Origin of the sequence: Marinobacter salsuginis (assembly GCF_009617755.1) — a bacterium.
In the GTDB taxonomy this organism is placed as follows: domain Bacteria; phylum Pseudomonadota; class Gammaproteobacteria; order Pseudomonadales; family Oleiphilaceae; genus Marinobacter; species Marinobacter salsuginis.
In genome coordinates, this window is sequence record NZ_BGZH01000001.1 from 377,253 (window position 1) to 397,545 (window position 20,293).

Genomic DNA, 20,293 nt, shown 5'->3' on the forward strand with positions numbered 1-20,293 from the left:
ACTGGTTCAAGGCGCTGATCGAAGAAGCCTCGAGGGTTGACTCAACGGGCCAAAAGGGGGTATCAACACCAGTCCTGACACTCAAATTCCTGATGTAGATCCTGATGACAACAACTCTGAACCCGGGACAGATCACCTTTATCACTGCCAAGAACCAGAGCCCGGTGTCCCCACCTGCACTGCTTCCAAGAGAGAAGTTCAACGATCTTCTGCATGGCCTTGAGCCGGTGAGTCTGCTCCTGGTTCATGCGCCGGCCGGGTATGGCAAAACCACCACCATTGCCGAGCGACTGGCCAGCCTTGAGGCACGTTCAGCGTGGTTCCGCCTGGAAGCCAGTGACAACGCCCCGGGCCGTTTTGCAGGGTACCTGGCCAATGCCCTTGCCAGCGCCACCGAGGGGAGCTGCCAACCGGTTTTGGAAAGACTCCAGACCGAAGGCTATGACAGCCTCGAATCTTTCCTGACTGACCTACTCGCCGCCCTGCCCCAGGATGACGAGCCGCTCTACCTGGTGCTCGATGATTATCACCTGATCAGCAACGGCGAAATCCATGAAGCGCTACGCTTTCTTCTGCGGCATCTGCCAGGGTATCTGACTCTGGTTCTCATCAGCCGAACGATGCCGCCGGTGGGAGTAGCCCAGCTCCGTATGCAGGGGCGTCTCACTGAAATAACCAGCCGGGCCCTCGGTTTTGAAGCGGACGAAGCCCAGCAGTATCTCCAGAGCCGGCTGCCTTTTGAGATTGCGCGTGAAGATATTGAGCGGGCGGTCCGCCGGGTTGAAGGCTGGATCTCCGCCCTGCAATTGCTCGCCGCTTCATCCGCCACCAGTGTCGAATTCAGCGAGTTTGTCGATCAGCTGGAACACGGTAACCAGAATATCTTCGATTACTTCGATGAGCTGGTGGGCAACGACCTGAGCGAAGAGCAAAGGCGGTTTCTCATGCGCACGAGCATCCTCGACCGGTTTAACGCGGGAATGGTAATGCGGGTCATGGACGACGCGGACGGACAGGCACTGCTCAGCAGCCTGCTGTCCATGGGGCTGTTCATAACCCCCGTGGATAACTCAGCACTCTGGTTCCGGTACCATCCGCTATTCTCGGTTTATCTGCGCCATCTGCTCACCTGCACCACTCGCGAGAACCAGAGAGACCTCAATCAACGGGCCGCCGACGCCTGGCTTGAACTGGACCATGCGGAGGAGGCTGCCAAACACGCCATTGCTGCGGAAGATCCCGAGCGAATTACCCGCGTGCTCTCCATCCACGGGCGCAAATTCTTTACCGAAGGTCAGTTTCACCTGCTTCAACGCTGCCTGGACACGCTGCCACAGGAAATCATCGCCGAGGATCCCACGCTGACTCTGCTTAGAGCGTGGGTTGCCCAGGGGCAGTACAAGTTTGATGAAGTCGAAAACTGGCTCTCAGCAGCGGAAGCCCGTCTGAGGGCATCACTGAACGAGGACACGCAGCGCGCCGTTCACGGCGAATTCAGTGCCATTCGCGCCCAGGTGGCGATGAATTATGGCGACGGCGAACGCGCCCTGACGCTTGCCCGCGAAGCCATCGAACAGGAAGCGCGCTTCCTGCCCACTTCCAGGGTTGCCGCCGCGTCGGTCATTGGTGAGGCGCTGTTTGTGCGCGGAGAACTTGAGGAAGCCCTGGCCCGAATGCAGGATACAGAGCATCTCGCCCGGGCCCATCAGGCCCACCAGAACGTGATCTGGGCGCTCTGCCAGCAAAGCGAAATCAGTGTCGCGATGGGTCTCCTGCAAAAGGCCTACAACATTCAGGAACGTGCTTTCCAATACGCGGAAGAAAACCAGCTGAACCACCTGCCGATCCTGGAATTCCTCTTCCGTATTCGCAGCCAGATCATGTGGGAGTGGCACCATCTGGAAAGCGCCGAGCGGTGCGCGCTTCAGGGCATTGAAATTCTTGAGGCCCAGGGAGAACGCTGGTATGTCCAGAGTTACACCTCCTTGGCCAAGGTTGCCCAGGCACGGGGCCGCCAGAGCCTGTGTGCGGATTACATCGCCAAGATCCAGAAAATGCTGGCGGCGGAAGACTACCACCTGGATTGGGTGGCCAATGCCCAGGCCACCATGCTGTCATACTGGGATGCCGTTCGGGATCACGACTCTATACAGCGTTGGCTCACAGTTGCCCCACACTGCGATCCGGTGAAGGCCACTAACCATTTTTATCAGTGCAACGGCCGCAACCAGGCCCGGGCGTTAATCAGCCTCGGGCAATACGAACTGGCACAACCACTCCTCGAAGAGCTAACCACGGTAGCGCGGGAGTTTGGCCTTAAAACAGACCTGAATCGCAACCACATTGCCCTCGCCTACCTCTACTGGCAACTGGATGAACGCGAACAGGCCCTCGATCACATGAAAACAGCGCTGGAACTGGCAAGTACCACAGGTGCTGTCGGCAGCTTCCTGCGGTTGGGTAAAGAGCTAATTGTACTGCTTAAGGCGCTGATCAACGATGAAGCCATTGAAGGAATGGAACTCCAGCGGGCAGAGCGTCTGATTCAACTGGCCCAGCAACAGCGGGACTTCAGCCGCGCCATCCGGATTTCGCTGGATGAAGCGATTATCCAGGACATCATCGACCGGCCGGATGTCCCGGAACTGATCCGCACATCGCCGCTCACCCGCCGGGAGTGGCAGATCCTCAGCCTGATACATGCCGGACTGTCCAATGACCAGATTGCGGAGCACCTGAAAGTGGCCTCGACAACGGTGAAGACACACATCCGCAGCCTTTATCAGAAGCAGAACATCAGCCATCGTTCAGAGGCCATTGAACTGGCCAAAGACCTCCTGAGCAAGATCCAGGGAGACTAGGCTCGGCTGGCCTACATGGAGAAAACCACACCAAGAAGCAGATAACTGAGCAGTGTCACCACCACAATACCCATCAGATTGAGGGCAAATCCGGCTCTGATCATATCGCTGATCTGCATATGGCCGCTGGAGAACACGATGGCATTGGGTGGCGTGGCCACAGGCATCATGAAGGCGCAGCTGGCCGCGATCGCAGCAGGCACTGTCAACAGCAATGGTGACACTCCCTGACTGAGGGCCAGTGCCCCCAACAAGGGCAGAAACGCCGCTGCCGTTGCCGTATTGCTGGTCACTTCCGTCAGAAAGATGATGATGCCCGCCACCAGCACAATCATAACCAGTGTTGGCAGAGCGCCGGCTACACCCAGGCTCTGGGCGATCCATTCAGCAAGACCTGAACTGCTGATCACGCCAGCCATGGCCAGCCCGCCACCGAACAGAAGCAGCACGCCCCAGGGAATTCCCTTCGCGGTCTCCCAGTCGAGAACGAATTCTCGGCTGCGGGTATTGACGGGTATGAGGAACATGGCAATGGCCGCGGCAATGGCGATGCCGGTGTCACTCAGCCAGGGCATGAGGTTCTCGGACAACAACGGTCTGAAGATCCAGGCGGTGGCCGTGATCAAGAACACCAGGGCCACGAGTTTTTCCCCTTTTCCCAGTGGCCCCAGGGCATCAAGCTCCTCGCGTATCGCTTCAGCACCACCTGCAGTATTACCCAATCCGAAGTCGCGCCGGGTCAGCCACCACCACGCAAGGGCCAGCATGACGACCGTGACCGGAACCCCCAGCAGCATCCATTGGGCAAAGCCCACGGAAACCCCCTGGTTTTCGCTCAGGTAGGCCGCCAGCAAGGCATTTGGCGGTGTGCCAATCAGCGTGGCAATGCCCCCGATACTGGCGGAATAGGCAATAGCAAGCAGGAGGGCTGTGGCGTAACGCCGAATACCCTCGGGATTGTCATTGCTGTCCATCATTGCCACCACCGACAGGCCTATTGGCAACATCATGATGGCCGTTGCGGTATTGCTGACCCACATGCTCAGAAAAGCCGTTGCCAGCATGAATCCGGCAATCTGCCTGCGGGGTTTGCTGCCCACGGCCTTCAGCGTCAGCAGTGCGATCCGCCGATGCAGGTTCCATCGCTGCATGGCAAGCCCCAGTGTAAATCCCCCAAGGAACAGGAAGATGATCGGATTGGCATAGGGCTCTGTGGCTTCACCAACCGTGCCAAGCCCGAGCGCCGGGACCAGAACGATTGGCAGCAAAGCTGTGGCCGGAATCGGAATGGCCTCGGTGGACCACCAGGTCGCCATTAGCAGCATCAGGCCGAGGGCGGCCCAGGCTTCCGCCGCCATGGTTTCGGGGGGTGGAAGAAGGATGGTTGCCAAGAGAAACGCGGCGCCAAGGATCAGCCCGATTACCTGGCTGCGGGGCAAGCCCCGGGGTTGGTTGTCTGCGCTGAGCTCTTCGGACATACCATTCTGTTCCGTTATTTAGACTCTCAAAATTTGTGGGCAAGAAAAACGTCAGAGCTTCCGAAGCTGGCGATCATGCAACCGCCCGAGCAGGATAAGAGCCAGGATCGCGCCGGACAACGCCCAGGCCATATCCGACTGGGTATCCCAAACATACCCCTGGGTGCCCAGAAAAGCCTCGGCGGCTTCGTCGCTGAGCAAGGCCACCCACCACTCGATCAACTCATAGAAGGCGCTCAATGCCAGACAGAAACAGACGATGAAAAATGCGGCCCAGCGGGGGCCGGAAAATACGTCGAATCGAATGACCAGTTCCCTGCCGACCATTGCCGGTATAAAACCCTGCGCCAGGTGGCCGAGCTTGTCGTAATTATTGCGCTGCCAATCAAACCAGTCCCGAAACCAGTCGAACAGAGGCACTTCCGCATAGGTATAGTGCCCCCCAACCATCAGGATGACGGCATGGATCAGAATCAGGAAATAGACCAGCGGCGTCAGCGGATAACGGAAGAAACACCAGACAACCAGTGCAAATCCAATGACCGCGGGCAGAACCTCAAGTACCCAGGTCGCCCGATCCTTCGGCCCGATGGCAGACCAGACAAAGACTGAAAGAAAGACAACCACCCAGACTGCGGGCGCAAATCGTTGGTTCATAGGTTTCCTTTTATCCGAAACTACCCAGACGCCCCGGCGCGCAGGAAGTGGCCGTATCCGGGTTCTCTGCCCAATGCAGCTTCCACCTCACCATCCGTTACTGCAGCTCGGCCGTTGATCAACACCTCTCTGACACATCCAGGCACCCGGTTCACCATTCGCTCCAGCCCGAAGTTTTCCATTTCGGCCCATTCGACCTGTTCCAGATCCTGATCAAGGCCATGGGGGTCCAGTACCGTTATATCAGCCCGGTCTCCTTCCCTTATATGACCCGCATCAACCCCCAGCCAATCTGCCTGCTCGCCCGTCAGCCTGTGTACGGCACGTTCCAGCGACATAACTGGCTCACCGTCTTCATGGCTTTCGCGAACCAGCTTGAGAAACCGTAACGGCAGATTGTAAAAAGCCATATTCCGGATGTGGGCACCGGCATCGGAAAAGGTGATCAAGGCGCCGGGGTTGGTAACCATTTTCCGGAGCCGATCCTTTCTGTGATTGCCGACCGTGGTAAACCAGCGCAATGAGCGGCCGTGGGCAACCACCATGTCGAGGAAGAAATCGACCACATGAATGCCGCGATCAGCCGCCAGTTCGGCGAAGTTGCGACCAACCACGCTTTTATCCGGACAGTCGAGAATCACGGCATCGCCGAAATCCCTCTGCCACACCCGGGGCGAGAGCTTTTCCTTGTAGAATTTCCTGAACTTCCGTCGGTACTGTTCGTCTTTAAGGAGTTCGTTGCGCTCGAGTTGATCGCGGATATCGAGGGCCATCTCACCGGCACCGAATTCTTCAAACAACACGATATCCATACCGTCGGCATAAACGGTGAACGGCGTGGGCAACAGCTGCCAGCGAAAGTTACCGCCAAAGCTGTTGGCCAGCCACCCCACCAGGCTTGCCATGGGTTTGACCGTGGGATTGCCCTTCAAATCGATCATGGCAATCAAAGTGGTTTTCAGGGGCTTTCTCAACCAACCCAGGGTCTCTTTCAAATACTGGGTAACCTGAAGAGGATTGGCCGCATTGGGTGCGCCCTGGTGCACCCGCCCGTAACGGCGCAGAAGGGCATTCAGACGGCTGACCTCACGCCAGCGGGCGTAGGTACTTGGCAGACTCTTGGACCATTCCCGGTCACCATCTACCTTGTCCCATTTCAGGCACATGGTGGAAAGCCCAAGAAAGCCTTCCTGCAGCGCTTCCTCAAGCAGACGTTCCATTTTTCGCTGCTCTTCTGCTGTCGGAGTCACACCCCGGTCGGTGGCGCGATGCAGACCCATGACTGCCGTCCGCAGGTCACTGTGACCGAGAAAGCTGATGACATTGGGCCCCAGTGGGTGCCGGTCCATGAACTCCACCCACTCTTTGGGTGTCTTCCAGGACTTGTGCTGTCGCAGTATGGGCAGCACCTTTTCCCTCGGCACGGTCTCCACCCGGGTAAAAATATCCGAGGCGTCTTCCGGATCGGCACAGACCATGCTCAGCGAACAGCTGCCGATAAGCACTGTGGTGACACCGTGACGCACAGATTCAGACAGAGAGGGCGCTACCAGCAACTCAGCATCGTAGTGGGTATGGGTATCGAGAAATCCCGGCGTTACCCAGCAACCGCTGGCGTCGATCGTGCGAGTGGCCAGACCGGTGTCAGGCTGTTCATCAAATATCCGGGCAATCCGGCCTTCTTTGATGCCCACGTGGGCTATGCGGGAGGGACCGCCGGTACCATCGAAATAACGACCACCGACAATCAGAGTATCGAACTGGTTCACCTCGCCAGGCTCCTTTTTGTTGTTTTATGTCGTCAGTCTAGCCAGCAGAACGTGATATGTCCTCTCATTTTAGTGGGCGGGCCCTGCAATATGGGCCATTAACGAACCCTGATCCTGCTGCCGTCTTCAAGTTGGCGATCAGGGTGGCGCACCACTCTATCCGAGTCTGCCAGCCCCTCCTGAATCACCGTTTGAAATCCATTGGTACGCCCTACCGACACGTTGGTCAGGACCGCCCTGTCATCGACCACGCGGAACACCTGATGCTGCCCGTCACCGATGAAGATCGCGGATTCCGGAAGCTGCAGGACATTGTCTGACTGCCATAGCAGAAATTCGGCATCCACACGGTAACCGTCACCGAGGCTCTGCCAGGCTTCGGGGGAACTGGTAATGTCCGCAACCACCTGAACCCGCCTTTCCTCGACCCCCAGGGCCGACACGTCTTCAAAGCCCACCGGCTCAACCCGCCGGACTCTGGCATCAAGACTGCCCCCGCCCCACCCAGTCAATCGCACACTTACCCCAGGGCTAAGCTTGACCGCATCGAAACTGAGCACGTCCACGACCACTTCCAGTGCGCCGGGATCACCCAACTCAAGGATGGGCTCACCCGCCTGGATGACGCCTTCACTCTTGCGGGCAACGCCCAGCACAGAACCATTGACCGGCGACCGGACAGGCACTCTCTCCACGTTGCCATTGCCGGTCTCCCGGGCCGCCGATACCTCCAGACGAGTCCTTGCTGCGGCCAGCTCATGGGCCATCACCTCCTCATCAAAACGGGCCGACCGAAGGATTGCCTGGGCCCGGTCTGCGGCCGCCCGGGCCTGCTGTAACCGTTCATCGGACACGAAGTGGTCATCGCTGAGAGCCTTCAATCGCGACAGCTCGCGGATTGCCAGATCGGCTTCCGCCTCGGCTGCCGCCACTTTCTGGCGCGTTGAATTCAGAGCGGAACGAGCTGATTGCACTTTTGCTTCCGCTTCAGCCCGACTTCTGGCATCCAGGGTACTTGCCGGCATCGGATCCACTTCGGTAAGCAGCTCGCCTGGTATAACGGCATCCCCCACTTCCAGAGGTACCCGATGCAGGTAGCCCGCCACCGGGGATGACACCACGTAACGATCGCGGACCCGTGTTCTGCCCTCTTCCTTGATGGTGATTTCCAGGGGACCACGGCTCACGGACGCCAGATCGACCCACACGGGCTCCGGACGGACCGTATACACCAGTGCCGCCAGGGCGAGCAGCGCAAATACGCCCCAGAACAGCCATTTTCCAGAAAACCCTTTTACCGTCATGATATTCACTCACCCCCTGCTTCCAGATGCTTTTATTCCCGGGTTTTCAGCACAGCAACCAGATCCAGCGCTTTCAGGCGCCACCACGCAATCACTCCGGACGCCATCGCTGACATCACCACGACCAGCGCTGAAATTGCCAGCGTCTGGCTGGTGATGGTCAGAGGTACCCGGTAGAGCTCTGTCTGCATGGCCGTAACAATGGCCAATGCCAGTCCCTGCCCGATCAACCAACCCAGCGGCACACTCAGCATGATCAGCAACGCCACCTCGCCGAGCAGTATGTGCGCAACTTCGTTATGGGTGTACCCCAGCACCCGGAGACTGGTCAGTTCTCTACCCTTTTCGGCCAGGGATATCCTGATGGTATTGTAAACAACACCGAATGCGATGATGCCGCCCATCAGGCTGTTGAAGAAAGTGAACGTCAGGAAGGTCTTGGCCAGGGTGTCATAGAAGCTGTCCAGCATGGCCTGGCGAATGCTGAGCCCCAGAACACCGGGCGTTTCCCTCAGACTGTCATAGATCTCGCCGGCTCTTTCCGGATCAAGGTTAATCATGGCCTGATTGATCAGGGGGCCGTCGCCCAGAGCCCGGTTGAGAGCATCCAGGTTCATGTAGGCACCCACACCGAGAAATTCACTCGTAATGCCTGCAACAGGGACCTGGATTGTCCGTCGGTCACCCTCCAGCACTTCCAGTTGGACAATCTCCCCGGGAGTAACGCCCAGCTCTTGGGCGAGAAAATCCGTCAGCAACAAGCCTTCCTTTGGCAACTGGACCCGCGCCAGATTGCTGTCCACAACGAACTGGAGTCTTGCATCCGAGGGGATGCCGGTTACGGCGCTGCGCCACTGACGGTGACCAAACGTGAGCCGCGCCGGCACCAGTCGTTTTCCCTCGACATAGAGAATACCGGGCTGTCGCTGAAGCGTGTAAATAGCGGAGCTGTTGACCGGATCTATGAACGCCGCCGCCAGATCCTGTTGCTGCACCCGCGCAAACTGGGTGTGAACCATCAGGGACACGGAATCAAACTGAAAATTGCCCACCATCACGATGGCGGTTGCCATCGCAATGCCACTTATTGAGAGCAGGGTTCGACCGGGACGTCGATCCAGCTGACGCACAATCATTCTCGACGGCTGAGAGAAACGAATACCGGAGAGCAGCTTCTCGGCACCGGCAATCCGGTACCTTGCCGGCCCCTCTGGTCTCATGGCCTCGGCCGGGGGCAAGGCCGCGGCTTGACGAATTGCCCTCCAGGCCCCTGCCCAGGCCACCAGTATCGTCAACAGGCCAAGCAACACTAACCAACCCGGATGAATACGGAACAACAGCCCCGGAAACCGGTAGTAATCCATGTAGAGCTCCGCCAGCCCCCGACCTAGCCAAAATCCAAGTGCGAGCCCCACCGCCAGACCAATCACCGCAATCAGTATCACCAGTTTGCTGTAGTGCCAGGCAATCTGTCGGTTGCCGTATCCAAAGGCCTTGAGCACCGCGATGATATCCCGCTGGGTACTGATTAAACGGCTGATGACGACATGCAGAAGAAACATGGCGACCGACATGAAAATCAGGGGAAACACCGTCGCCATGGTCTTCAACTGGTCCAGTTCGTCACTGAGGAACCTGTGCGAGAACTGATGCTCCCTGCCATAGGCGCCTGTCGCCCCGTACCTGGCCAGGGACCGATCCAGATGATCAATCACTGTGGCATCCGACATGTTGGATCGCAGGGTCACCACAAGGCTGTTGAAAGCCCCGACCATATCAAACCCCGCAGCCAGCGCTTCCCTGTTCATCCACAGCACGCCATAACGCTCATAGTCCGGCAGCATCCCCCCCGGAGGAATCACATAAATAAACTCCGGCGATTCGACAATACCGGTCAGGACCAGCGACTGGCGCCTGCCATTGATGATGCCCGTAAACCGGTCACCGGGGGACAGATCGTGGGCTTCGGCAAAGCTTCCGATGGCCACGACCTCCTGGTTGCGTCCCGCCATCGGCAGTCGTCCCTCACGGATGAAAAGTCGGTTGATATCGGGTTGCGAGTTCGGTGGCAGTGACACCAGGCGGGCCGACACGGGATCCGTATATCCGGGCATCTCAAGCTTGGCGATGCCCTCAACCCGGCCTTCGGCGCGGGCCACCCCGGGGATCTTCGAAATCTCCTGCAGGACATGACGCGGGGCACGTTTGACGGCTGCAAACACTTCGGCAAACCGGTGATGCTCGTAGTACTGCGCGCGCGTCTCCATAAGAGAGGAATAGTTCAGAACGGACATGACACACACGGCTACACCACCGGCGATCACCAGAGCGATGGCCACCACCTGGCCACGCAATTGCCAGAGTTCGCGCCGCAGTTTGATGTTGAGTGCGTTTCTGCCCATCAACTTACCTGCTCAGTCTTTTCACCATGACAGGGTCCGGGGATCCTGGCGCTCAGAATTGCGGTGTTCGCCGCTGATGTTGCCATCGGAAAGGGTTATGACCCTGTCGCCCATGGCCGCGATCGAAGCGTTGTGGGTGATAATAACCGTCGTGGTACCGGTCTCCCGGTTTGCCGTCGCCAGCGCCTCAAGGACCAGCACGCCGGTGGCTGAATCAAGCGCTCCCGTGGGTTCATCACAAAGCAGCACAGCCGGACGCTTGGCGACAGCCCGGGCAATGGCAACTCGCTGCTGCTCACCACCCGACAACTGAGCGGGAAAGTGATCAATGCGCTCCTGAAGGCCCACCAGGGCAAGAGCCTCCTCGGGCGCCATGGGGTTGGATGCAATCTCGGTAACAGCCGCCACGTTTTCACGGGCAGTCAGGCTCGGAATCAGGTTGTAGAACTGAAATACAAAACCGACGTGTTCCCGACGGTAACGGGTCAGTTCCCGATCGCCGGCCTTGCTGAGGTCTATATCCCGGTAGTGGACCTCCCCGGAGGTGGGAACGTCCAGCCCACCCAGGATGTTGAGAAGCGTGGATTTACCTGAACCGGAGGCGCCAAGCATGACGACAAGCTCGCCGCCAAAAAGGTCCAGATCGACGCCACGTAGCGCATGCACCTGAACCTCGCCCTGATCGTAAGTCTTGGTCAGCCCTCGTGTATGAAACACTGGCAGTTCTGAACTGCCTGCCGTCCCTGGTTTCACTGTGTCAGTCAGTCTTCGGCACAGTCGACACAGACCGTGGTATAGGGCAGCACCTGCAAACGGCGCGGGTCGATGGCTTCGCCGCAGGATTCACACTCGTCGCCCACACCGTTCTCGATACGCGCAAGGGCGTGTTCAATCTGCACCAACTCTGCACGGGTTTCCGTTTCGAGCGAGTCGACCACCTCGTCATTCTGGGTCTGGGTAGCCTGTTCCTCGAAATCCTTGTCCAGCGCACCAGCCTCCCGGTGCTGATGGGCTTCATAGCGGGAAAGTCGGGCCGTCAGGTCTGCCTTCAAGGTTTCCAGTTCGGATTTCCGGTCAGTCATGTGGTGCCTCCTGCCTTGCCGGGAAAACATTCTCTTACAGTAAAGCATAAGCTGAACCCGGGATTGATGCTTGTCAAAATTGCGTCACGCCGGCTGAGGCAGAATGGAACTCCATCGATTCTTCATGCAAAGGAGTTGTGACCATGAACACTGAGCTTTTTGAAAAGGCGACCCGACTGAACGAGACCCTGGTTGAGCAGTTCGGAAAGGCCGCGGAAATGCAGATGAACGCCTTCCGCCGCTATGCCGATGTCACCATGGAGCAGGCCAAAAAGGTGTCTGAAGTGCGTGATCTGGAAGGCCTGAAAAGCCTTACTGGCGATCAGGCGGAAACTTTGAAATCCCTGAGCGAGCAGTTCACGGCAGACTGGAAAGCCTGGCAGGACTACTTCAATGAAAGCCGGGAGCAGATTCAGAAGGTGTTCGAAAAAGCGCCGGAAGAAGTCACCAAGGCCAGCCCGAAAGCTGCCAAATAGGGGATACCCATGTTCGGTCTGGATACGCTCGGGAAAGCGGTTGGTCAGCTCGTCAACGTTTTTGAAACGAACGTCCGCCAGGGACAGCAGCAATTGGAGAAATTGCTGGGAGACGCTGGCGTCCTGGATGATGCAACCCTCTCCACGATCACGGAAATGTCCGACGCTTACCGGACAATGGCCGAGGATCTTCTTCTCCATCCGCTCCGGTTCGCCGGCGCGGAGCTGGATCTGGCCCGCAAACATGCCGCGCTGGGGTATTACACCCTCGCCCGGCTGATGGGTAAGGACAAGAAGCCCGTTGTGGAACCCGAACCCGATGACCGGCGTTTCCAGGCCGAAGACTGGCACAAGCATCTGCCGTTTGATGTGCTTCACCAGGCGTACCTGATCAATTCCCGCACGTTCCTGAACTGGGTCGCCGGCATGGAAGGGTTGCCCCAGGCCGGGCGGGATCAGATGCTGTTTTACGCCCGGCAACTGACCAGTGCGCTCTCACCCTCCAATTTCCCGGCCACCAATCCGGAAGTGCTTCGGATTACCTGGGAACGCAAGGGGATGAACTTGGTCGACGGTGGGCGTCAGCTCATCGAAGATCTGCGCCAGAACCCATCCCTGTTCAATGTTGGCATGACGGATCGCTCCGCCTTCGAAGTTGGGCGTAACCTAGCAACCACGCCGGGCAAGGTGGTCTTCCAGAACGAACTGATGCAGCTGATCCAGTACTCGCCAACAACCGAAACCGTCAGCAAACGCCCCCTGCTGATTGTGCCGCCCTGGATCAACAAGTATTACATCCTGGACCTGACGGCCAGGAACTCCTTTATTCAGTGGTTAGTGAACCAGGGGCAGACTGTTTTCATTATCTCGTGGCGCAATCCTGGCCCTTCCCTTCGGGACAAAGGCTGGGAAGACTATATGGAGCTCGGGCCGCTGGCTGCCATGGAGGCTGTAACCGAAGCCACCGGCGAAGAACAGATGAACGTGATCGGTTACTGTATCGGTGGCACCCTGCTGGGCTCAACACTGGCCTGGCTGAAGAAAAAAGGCCGCGATCCGGTAGCCAGCGCCACCTATCTGACCACCCTGCTGGACTTCTCGGATCCCGGTGGAATCGGGGTGTTTATCAACGATCACTCGATCCGGGGCATTGAGAGAATGCTTGAACGCAAGGGCTACCTCGACGGCCGTGCCATGGCGTTCACATTCAATCTGCTGCGGGAAAACGAGTTGTTCTGGTCGTTCTGGACCAATAACTACCTCAAAGGCGAGAAGCCTGCGGCGTTTGACCTGCTGTACTGGAATACCGATGGCACCAATCTGCCTGCACGCATGCACAGTTACTATCTGCGCCAGATGTACCTGAATAACCGGTTGGTGCAACCGGATTCCCTGAACCTGCTCGGGGAATCCATCAACCTGTCCGAGATCGAGGTGCCCTCGTTCTTCCTGTCTGCCCGGCAGGACCACATCGCCAAATGGAAAACAACTTATAAGGGAGCCCTGGCCCACGGCGGCGATGTCCGCTTTGTGCTCTCCGGCTCAGGCCATATCGCTGGCGTGATTAACCCGCCCTACAAGGAAAAGTACGGCTACTGGACCAACGACACACTGGTGCCGGACGCAGACGCCTGGTTCGAGCAATCCGAACACCATCCGGGCTCCTGGTGGCCCCACTGGCTTGAGTGGATCGGGCGCTTTTCCGATGGAGACGTACCGGCCCGAGTACCTGGAGAAGGCAAATTGCCCGCCATTGAAAATGCTCCGGGTAGCTATGTGAAGGTCAAGGCAGCCGATGCTGCTAAACAGTAACCCAAACGCTTTACCTCTAAAGGCAAGAACAAGACGCCCGACCCAAAAACGACAAAAACCAGGAGTGACCATGGGGCGACCGCTACCGATATCCCGCATCATGCACAGCGGTCTTCTGTTGCGTTGCCCTCCGCAAACGTCAATCGCGGAGGCGGCCGCGCGTATGGCTGAAAACTCGGTCAGTTCGATTCTGATTTCTGATAATGACAAGGTTATCGGCATCTGGACCGAACGGGATGCCCTGACCGTCGATTTCTCCAGACCGGAAAGCTTTGAGCGACCGGTCAGTTCCGTTATGAGTGCCCCGGTGCTGACACTCCCCTGCGACATGGATGCTGGCGAAGCCGCACTGCGTTTCCGGGAAACCGGCAAACGCCATTTTCTGATCGTCGATGAGTCCGGCACCCCGTCCGGCATTCTTTCCCAGACTGACCTAGCCCTGAATCAGGGGCTGGAACCCTACCTGCGCTTGCGGGAAGTAAGTACTGCGATTACCCACCCCCCGCTCGTCACTGATGGCAAGCTGCCACTCTCCGAAGTGGCTGCGATCATGCACCGTCAGCAGGCAGATGCCATCGTGGTGGATTGCCACGACGGCGGTCTCGGGATCCTGACTGAGCGGGATATTGTGCGCCTGATTGCACGTAATACCGGTAACGCATTGGCTTCTGACCTCGCCACCCGGCCGCTGTTAACCGTTGGCGAGTCGGACCCGTTGATTCACGCCAGGGACCTTCTGATCAACCACCGGATTCGCCATCTGGCAGTGATCAATAGCCAGGGAGAGGTGACCGGTCTGATTGGCTACAACGATATGCTCGCTGGCGCCGAACAGATGTATCTGGACGATTTGCGAGACGCTCTTGAGCAGAGAGACCGCGCCATTGCCCAGTCCCGAAAGACTCTCCAGTTGGCAGAGCGAGTCATCGAGTCTTCTTTCGAGGGCATCATGGTGACGGACAGGAACGTGAACATTGAGTTCGTTAACCCTGCATTCACACACCTGACCGGCTACAGCCAGGACGAAGTTATCGGCAAAACACCGCAGATTCTCTCGTCAGGACGACACGACACCGAGTTCTACCAGCGGATGTGGAACTCTCTGGTTACCCATGGCTATTGGCGGGGTGAAATCTGGAACCGGCGCAAAACCGGAGAACTCTACCTCGAGCTGCTGACAATCACCGCCATTACCGACAACGAGGGTAACACCACCCACTACGCCGGCCTGTTCACCGATATCACCCAGAACAGGAAAAATGAGGATCAGATTCGCCAGCTGGCTTATTACGACGCGCTTACCGGCATTCCGAACCGACGCTTGCTTGAAGACCGACTGGAGCACGCTATTCGGCATGCCCACCGACGATCCTCACTGCTTGCCGTCATGTTTATGGACCTGGATCATTTCAAAAACGTGAACGACCAACTTGGTCACGCCGCAGGCGACGAACTGCTGCTTCAGTTCACGAGTCGGGTCCAGAGCTGTCTGCGTGAGGACGATACCCTTGCCCGATTGGGTGGGGACGAATTTATTGTCCTGCTGCCCGATCTGGAGAATGTTGAAGATGCCTATCGGGTTGCGGAACGCCTGATTGCCCAGAACCAGGAACCCTATCGCATAGATGGCACGACTCAGCGTGTAGGTTCGAGCATTGGCATCAGCCTTTACCCCCAGGATGGCTCGACGGCATCCGAGCTGCTGCAAGGTGCGGACATCGCCATGTACCGGGCCAAACAGGACGGTCGCAATCTGTTCCGGCTGTTCACCCCCGAGGTTGCTGCGGGCGCCTGATCTCGCCCCGCCTTTGCCATTGTGGCACTATAGCCCGCTCGAAGAATGGCGGAGAATCCCCCGATGTTTTATACCACCCTTGCGGCGATTGCGGTTGCCATGATCCTTTTTGCCTGGCTGGGACTCAGGGCCCGACTTGCAGACGGCGGCCTGGATGATTACGTAACAGCGCGGAACAGCCAGGGGGCCAGGGCCCTGGGACTCTCTTTTCTTGCCTCCGGCATGGGTGGCTGGATTCTATTTGCACCGCCTGAGGTAGGTGCACTGGTCGGGCCTTTGGCGCTGGCAGGCTATGCCCTGGGTGCCGCCCTGCCGTTCATTGTGTTCGCCTTCTGTGGCCCAGCCATCCGCCGATTCCTGCCCGAGGGACGCAGTATCGGCGAGTTCGCCAACGCCTGCTATGGCAATGGCGTGCGCCGCTATGTCTCAATGATCTCGGTACTCTACATGCTCTGCTTCCTGACCGCGGAGCTCACCGCCATCGGTGCCATTACCGCGCTGCTCTCCGGCATAGACGGTGGCATTGTGGTTATTGGCGTGGCGGTCACCACACTGATATACACGGCCGTCGGCGGCCTCCGGGCAAGCATCGTCACCGATCAGTGGCAGGCATTATTACTGATCGGCTTGCTCGCCATTGTCAGTTTCGTCGCCCTGGGCAAACTCCCGGACGCAACACCCGCCGCCCTGCCGGACATACCAACCTCTGCATCTCTGAGCGTGGCGCTGACGTTGGTAATCGCGGTAACCGCCGCCAACCTGTTCCACCAGGGATACTGGCAACGATTGTGGTCAGCCCGTGACACCGGTGCCCTCAGTCGTGGGGCTCTGCTAGGCGGCGCAGTCACCATCGGCGTTGTCGCCGTAGTGGGCGGGCTCGGAATCCTGGCCGCCATGAGTGGCGCCGACCTGGGCAGCCCTCCAATTCCGTTCTTTGCCTTGCTCGCTGATGCTCCGGCATGGCTTGCTTTACCGGCTCTTATTCTGGCCATCACCCTGGTCGCTTCGTCGGTGGATACCCTGCAGAACGCGCTTGCTTCCCTGGCGGTTACCGAGAAACAGGGCCTGTCCATAATCAGCGCCCGTTGGTTCACTGTGCTGCTGATGATTCCGGTCGTTCTGGTAGCGCTTCAGGGCATTTCCGTACTACGGCTGTTTCTGATCGCCGACCTGCTGTGCGCCACGGCGGTGCTGCCGGTGCTGATGGGGCTTTGGAGAAAGATGACCACTCGGGCGGCGATTCTGGGCTGCCTGGCAGGGCTTTTCGGAGCGATTCTGCCAGGCTGGATTTCCGGTGGAAGCCTGATGGCAGGTCTGGAAGCTTCGAGTTTTCCGGGCAGCATTCCGACCCTTATGCCATTCGTTGGAGCCCTTGCAGGCTCCGGTCTGGTGAGTCTCGCGATTGCGGTTGTGACCCCGAAACGCTAGGCGGAGGTTATGCTGTCCAGTCGGTTAACTGGACAGCAATTCAATCGGGTACCTGATCTTGGTCTGGTCGACGCCCGGCCGCGCCCCGAAATCCACCAGCCTCAACCGGTTACAGATCTTGTTCTCGAGCGCCGGCTCATTCAGCGTTGATTCAACCACTGAGCAACTGGACACCGCACCGTTAGGTTCGATGACCAATTCCGGTGTGATACTCCCCTGGAGCGAAGGCTTCCGTCGCAGCTCCCGGTTGTAGATGCTGTATATTGCCGATTTGTTGGCGTCCATGGTTCGACGCAACTCTTCCTTGCTTCGGGTTCGGGCGGCGGTCTCCTGCTTCTCCTTTCGGGCAGCTTCTTTCACTGCGGCAACCCGCTCTGTCTCCGCAACCTCTGCGCGCTCGCGCTCAGCAAGCGCAACCTGACGAGCCTCCCGGTTCAGAGCCTCTTCGTTGACACCACTGCTCCGGGTATTTTCCGTAGCACGGGTTGCGAGCGTATCGCCGGTTTTCCGCGCAATTGGTTCAGCAGTCTTCGCTACCGGCCCATCAAGCTTGACCGACTCTGCCAGGGAGCTGAGTTTTGACAGCTCGTTCCCCATCGCGAGAATACCGGTGTTCTTGGCCTTTTCCCGGGCTTTGGCCACCTCTTCAGGTTTCGGTTCCGGCTTGGGCTCAGGTTCTTCTGCTACCTGTGGTTCCGGCTCAGGTTCCGGAACCACCGGTTTGGGAATGGGCTCCGGTTCGGGCTCAGGCTTCGCCTGCTCCACGGGCTTTTCCTCGGGTTTCGGTGGTTCTGGCTCAGGCTCGGGCACAACCGGTTTTGGCGGTTCCTTTTTCTCGATGATCAGTTTGGCGAGTTGGGGTGGCAAGGCCTCCTGTTCCTCACGGTCCCGCTCTGGCAGTTCTATCCAACTGACATAGCCTGCAAAAGCCAGGAACAAAGGCACCACAACAACGGCTGCGGCAAGCAGCCGCTTTCGCTCACCGCGTTCCTGATTCCAGGGCAATCCATACCGGTAATCCATAAGGCTCAGGCTCCCTGTTCCGTACGCTGATTAACCGCCAGGGAAATGCTGGCATAACCGGCGTCCACACAGGTGGACATGATTTTCTTGAGCAGCTCGTAAGGAAGTTCCCGGTCCGCAAGAATGGTAATCGGACGCCCTGCATCCGGCGCTGGCGCCGACGACCGGCTGGCCTGGTAGTCGAGCTCCTGCTTCAGGGATGGCTCAACCTGCCCGTCGAAGGTCTGGAAGGCGTCGCGTTTTACCACCAGTCGACCATTGACCAGAATATCCCTGTCGGTCACCGTTAATGCCAATACATCACCCGGGGGTTGTTGGGCAGTCGAATCGGGCAATTTGATGGTGCTGTTCTGGTTGAGTACCTGCACGTCAGACGAAGAGTTCACCATCAGGAAGAACACGAGGATGGTAAAAATATCCATCAGCGACACCAGGTTCATTTTTCCCTGGCTTTTGTTGCGCCGGTAATGACGCTTCAGACGACGGGCTTTCGCGGATTCTTTCATGAACTCACCTCCGCGGAGCCCGAGGCCTGGGCAGGCGCATCTCCGAGGGAGATTTCGGGGAACAGTTCGGCCTCTACAACACTCCCAGCCACTACGGCTTCATAGGAGCGTACCGTATCCATCACGGAAACCAGGGACTGATAGGAGGTCTGGCGGGACGGCATGATGATCACATCCTTCTTGTCCGGCACCCGACTCTTGATCTCTTTCATGACATCCTTGAGCAGAGCAAAATCATACTCGCCCTCACGCCGGGGTATGTCCTTGATGACGCCGCCCTGGTTATCTGCAACAACCAGCCGATCTTCATAGATCACAACCTGGATCTGCAGTTCTTCGGCCTGCTCTGCCGACAGGCTCTCGCCTGTCGGGAAGTTCAGTTCCAGAACGCTGGTGTGGGCAAACACCATGTTCAGCAGCAGTACCGGCACCAGCACAATCATGAGATTCATGAAGGGCGTGATGTCGAGATCTGCCTCACTTTGTAGGCGACGATGCTTCCGTCTCATGGCCTGACATCCTTCTGGCTGGTTATCAGGCCGGGCTACCGGCCGGTGTCGCTACCTGTGCCGGCGCAGCGGCAGTCTGACCCTGAGTTTGTGCACCGGACTTATTGCCGGAGCCATCGCTGAGAAGGTTCAGAACCTTGATGCCGGCCATCTCGAAGCTATCAACAATCTCGTTGGTCTTGGTCTGCAGCAGCGAATGGATCAGGAGCATCGGAATGGCTGACATCAGGCCAAACGCCGTGGTGTTCATGGCGACCGAGATACTCTGGGACAAGAGGCTTGCTTTCTGGGCCGGATCCGCTGCGGCTACTGCGGTAAAGGCGGCAATCAGACCGATGATGGTACCAAGCAGGCCCAGCAGCGTGGCAATGTTGGCCAGCGTTGCCAAATATTGTGTGCGCTTTTCCAGCCGGGGCATAACATCCAGCAGCCCCTCTTCCATGGCGTATTCGATCTCTTCGCGACCCTGGCGGCGGGCCAGACGCTGGAGGCCGAAGCCGATCATGGTGGACATGGCACTACCGGACTCCTGAGTATAATTCAGTGCGCCCTTTAGATCGCGCTTTGCAATCATCTGGTGGAGGCGGTTGAAATCCCGACGGTTGGTCAGTTTCTGGGCGGAAAGGTAGACGTAACGTTCAATGGCAACAATGAGTCCGATGATCAGCACAACGGCGATCGGAAACATAAAAAAGCCACCTTCCTGGAAGAAGCGAACGGCGGTATCGATCATTTTCTGGGCACTCCATGGTCCGGTTTTCAGATCAGTCTATGCGCGTCCTGCCCCTGTGCGGGTAAGTTCGCGAAAGTCTGTGTGAGGGTTTGTTTAATCTTGCGCAGGTACACACACAGGATGTGACAGGCATCACATCCTATTCCCCGGTTTCTGCCTGATTCTGTTTGATAAACGCCTGGTGGTAGCTGATGAACCGCTGAAATTCATAGCGCTCCAGCGGCGCGAGGCCCTGGTCGACCATCAGGCGTTCTTCCGGCGCTCGCAACTCGTCGACTTGCGGTGGCTGCCAGGGCACCAGATACATCACAGTAGGCACTTCCTGGTCACCACGGATGCGGGTGCCTTCAATGGTTACAACACCCGGGGCGTCCTGGGCATACAGCATGGGCGCTGCAGGCAGCAGCGCGGACGCAGCCAGAGTGAGCAATACGAGACGTTTCATATCACCTTCTTCC

17 protein-coding genes are annotated in these 20,293 nt (G+C 58.1%); 5 read left to right on the forward strand and 12 right to left on the reverse strand.

The genetic code is table 11. The annotated features are described in order from the left end of the window. Positions 1-104: 104 nt before the first annotated feature. Complete coding sequence (gene malT / locus GJU83_RS01755; RefSeq protein ID WP_153633548.1) at positions 105-2,861, forward strand: HTH-type transcriptional regulator MalT; 2,757 nt, start codon at positions 105-107, stop codon at positions 2,859-2,861. Between the two features lie 11 nt (positions 2,862-2,872). On the opposite strand, the gene GJU83_RS01760 is transcribed toward malT, so the two are convergent. The 7 genes from GJU83_RS01760 to GJU83_RS01790 all read right to left on the reverse strand — a co-directional run bounded on the left by GJU83_RS01760 (position 2,873) and on the right by GJU83_RS01790 (position 11,553). Beyond that, complete coding sequence (locus GJU83_RS01760; protein WP_153633549.1) at positions 2,873-4,339, reverse strand: SLC13 family permease; 1,467 nt, start codon at positions 4,337-4,339, stop codon at positions 2,873-2,875. A gap of 51 nt (positions 4,340-4,390) precedes the next feature. Next, positions 4,391-4,996: a DUF2238 domain-containing protein gene (locus GJU83_RS01765; RefSeq protein ID WP_153633550.1), complete on the reverse strand. Its 606-nt coding sequence runs from the start codon at positions 4,994-4,996 to the stop codon at positions 4,391-4,393. Between the two features lie 20 nt (positions 4,997-5,016). Continuing rightward, complete coding sequence (locus tag GJU83_RS01770) at positions 5,017-6,765, reverse strand: N-acyl-D-amino-acid deacylase family protein (RefSeq protein ID WP_153633551.1); 1,749 nt, start codon at positions 6,763-6,765, stop codon at positions 5,017-5,019. Positions 6,766-6,863: 98 nt separating this feature from the next. After that, entirely contained in the window at positions 6,864-8,069 is a 1,206-nt protein-coding gene (locus GJU83_RS01775) for an efflux RND transporter periplasmic adaptor subunit (protein WP_153634392.1), read from the reverse strand. A 32-nt stretch (positions 8,070-8,101) separates the two neighbouring features. Further along, positions 8,102-10,471, reverse strand: coding sequence for an ABC transporter permease (locus GJU83_RS01780; RefSeq protein WP_153633552.1), 2,370 nt, complete (start codon positions 10,469-10,471; stop codon positions 8,102-8,104). A 21-nt stretch (positions 10,472-10,492) separates the two neighbouring features. Then, positions 10,493-11,188: an ABC transporter ATP-binding protein gene (locus GJU83_RS01785; RefSeq protein WP_228715141.1), complete on the reverse strand. Its 696-nt coding sequence runs from the start codon at positions 11,186-11,188 to the stop codon at positions 10,493-10,495. Between the two features lie 44 nt (positions 11,189-11,232). After that, a complete protein-coding gene (locus GJU83_RS01790; protein ID WP_069183342.1) occupies positions 11,233-11,553 on the reverse strand; it encodes a TraR/DksA family transcriptional regulator in 321 nt (106 codons plus the stop codon). Positions 11,554-11,696: 143 nt separating this feature from the next. Between GJU83_RS01790 and GJU83_RS01795 the strand changes: the two genes are divergently transcribed. From GJU83_RS01795 to GJU83_RS01810, 4 genes are all read left to right on the forward strand, one after another. Beyond that, positions 11,697-12,029 carry a phasin family protein gene (locus GJU83_RS01795; protein WP_069183341.1) on the forward strand — a complete coding sequence of 111 codons (333 nt, stop codon included), beginning with the start codon at positions 11,697-11,699 and terminating at the stop codon, positions 12,027-12,029. A gap of 9 nt (positions 12,030-12,038) precedes the next feature. Next, positions 12,039-13,841, forward strand: coding sequence for a PHA/PHB synthase family protein (locus tag GJU83_RS01800; RefSeq protein ID WP_069183340.1), 1,803 nt, complete (start codon positions 12,039-12,041; stop codon positions 13,839-13,841). A gap of 100 nt (positions 13,842-13,941) precedes the next feature. Next, positions 13,942-15,636: a diguanylate cyclase domain-containing protein gene (locus GJU83_RS01805; protein ID WP_228715179.1), complete on the forward strand. Its 1,695-nt coding sequence runs from the start codon at positions 13,942-13,944 to the stop codon at positions 15,634-15,636. Positions 15,637-15,699: 63 nt separating this feature from the next. Further along, positions 15,700-17,064 (forward strand): sodium:solute symporter family transporter, encoded by a 1,365-nt coding sequence (locus GJU83_RS01810; protein ID WP_069183338.1) that lies wholly within the window; start codon positions 15,700-15,702, stop codon positions 17,062-17,064. A gap of 24 nt (positions 17,065-17,088) precedes the next feature. Here GJU83_RS01810 and GJU83_RS01815 read toward each other — a convergent pair whose 3' ends face one another. The 5 genes from GJU83_RS01815 to GJU83_RS01835 form a co-directional block, all read right to left on the reverse strand. After that, entirely contained in the window at positions 17,089-18,087 is a 999-nt protein-coding gene (locus tag GJU83_RS01815; RefSeq protein ID WP_069183337.1) for an AgmX/PglI C-terminal domain-containing protein, read from the reverse strand. A 5-nt stretch (positions 18,088-18,092) separates the two neighbouring features. Continuing rightward, the gene (locus tag GJU83_RS01820) at positions 18,093-18,593 is read right to left on the reverse strand and encodes an ExbD/TolR family protein (RefSeq protein ID WP_064228964.1); all 501 of its coding nucleotides are present in this window, start codon (positions 18,591-18,593) and stop codon (positions 18,093-18,095) included. Continuing rightward, entirely contained in the window at positions 18,590-19,102 is a 513-nt protein-coding gene (locus GJU83_RS01825; protein WP_023009970.1) for an ExbD/TolR family protein, read from the reverse strand. Before GJU83_RS01825 ends, GJU83_RS01820 begins: the two co-directional genes overlap by 4 nt. Positions 19,103-19,127: 25 nt before the next feature. Further along, the gene (locus GJU83_RS01830; RefSeq protein ID WP_069183336.1) at positions 19,128-19,835 is read right to left on the reverse strand and encodes a MotA/TolQ/ExbB proton channel family protein; all 708 of its coding nucleotides are present in this window, start codon (positions 19,833-19,835) and stop codon (positions 19,128-19,130) included. A gap of 139 nt (positions 19,836-19,974) precedes the next feature. Further along, positions 19,975-20,280 (reverse strand): hypothetical protein, encoded by a 306-nt coding sequence (locus GJU83_RS01835; protein ID WP_069183335.1) that lies wholly within the window; start codon positions 20,278-20,280, stop codon positions 19,975-19,977. Positions 20,281-20,293 lie beyond the last annotated feature (13 nt).

Excerpts from the sequence above, each read along its gene's own strand:
- malT (WP_153633548.1), top strand. The coding sequence starts at position 105 with ATGACAACAACTCTGAACCCGGGACAGATCACCTTTATCACTGCCAAG.
- GJU83_RS01760 (WP_153633549.1), bottom strand. The coding sequence starts at position 4,339 with ATGTCCGAAGAGCTCAGCGCAGACAACCAACCCCGGGGCTTGCCCCGC.
- GJU83_RS01765 (WP_153633550.1), bottom strand. The coding sequence starts at position 4,996 with ATGAACCAACGATTTGCGCCCGCAGTCTGGGTGGTTGTCTTTCTTTCA.
- GJU83_RS01775 (WP_153634392.1), bottom strand. The coding sequence starts at position 8,069 with ATGACGGTAAAAGGGTTTTCTGGAAAATGGCTGTTCTGGGGCGTATTT.
- GJU83_RS01780 (WP_153633552.1), bottom strand. The coding sequence starts at position 10,471 with ATGGGCAGAAACGCACTCAACATCAAACTGCGGCGCGAACTCTGGCAA.
- GJU83_RS01790 (WP_069183342.1), bottom strand. The coding sequence starts at position 11,553 with ATGACTGACCGGAAATCCGAACTGGAAACCTTGAAGGCAGACCTGACG.
- GJU83_RS01795 (WP_069183341.1), top strand. The coding sequence starts at position 11,697 with ATGAACACTGAGCTTTTTGAAAAGGCGACCCGACTGAACGAGACCCTG.
- GJU83_RS01800 (WP_069183340.1), top strand. The coding sequence starts at position 12,039 with ATGTTCGGTCTGGATACGCTCGGGAAAGCGGTTGGTCAGCTCGTCAAC.
- GJU83_RS01805 (WP_228715179.1), top strand. The coding sequence starts at position 13,942 with ATGCACAGCGGTCTTCTGTTGCGTTGCCCTCCGCAAACGTCAATCGCG.
- GJU83_RS01810 (WP_069183338.1), top strand. The coding sequence starts at position 15,700 with ATGTTTTATACCACCCTTGCGGCGATTGCGGTTGCCATGATCCTTTTT.
- GJU83_RS01815 (WP_069183337.1), bottom strand. The coding sequence starts at position 18,087 with ATGGATTACCGGTATGGATTGCCCTGGAATCAGGAACGCGGTGAGCGA.
- GJU83_RS01820 (WP_064228964.1), bottom strand. The coding sequence starts at position 18,593 with ATGAAAGAATCCGCGAAAGCCCGTCGTCTGAAGCGTCATTACCGGCGC.
- GJU83_RS01825 (WP_023009970.1), bottom strand. The coding sequence starts at position 19,102 with ATGAGACGGAAGCATCGTCGCCTACAAAGTGAGGCAGATCTCGACATC.
- GJU83_RS01830 (WP_069183336.1), bottom strand. The coding sequence starts at position 19,835 with ATGATCGATACCGCCGTTCGCTTCTTCCAGGAAGGTGGCTTTTTTATG.
- GJU83_RS01835 (WP_069183335.1), bottom strand. The coding sequence starts at position 20,280 with ATGAAACGTCTCGTATTGCTCACTCTGGCTGCGTCCGCGCTGCTGCCT.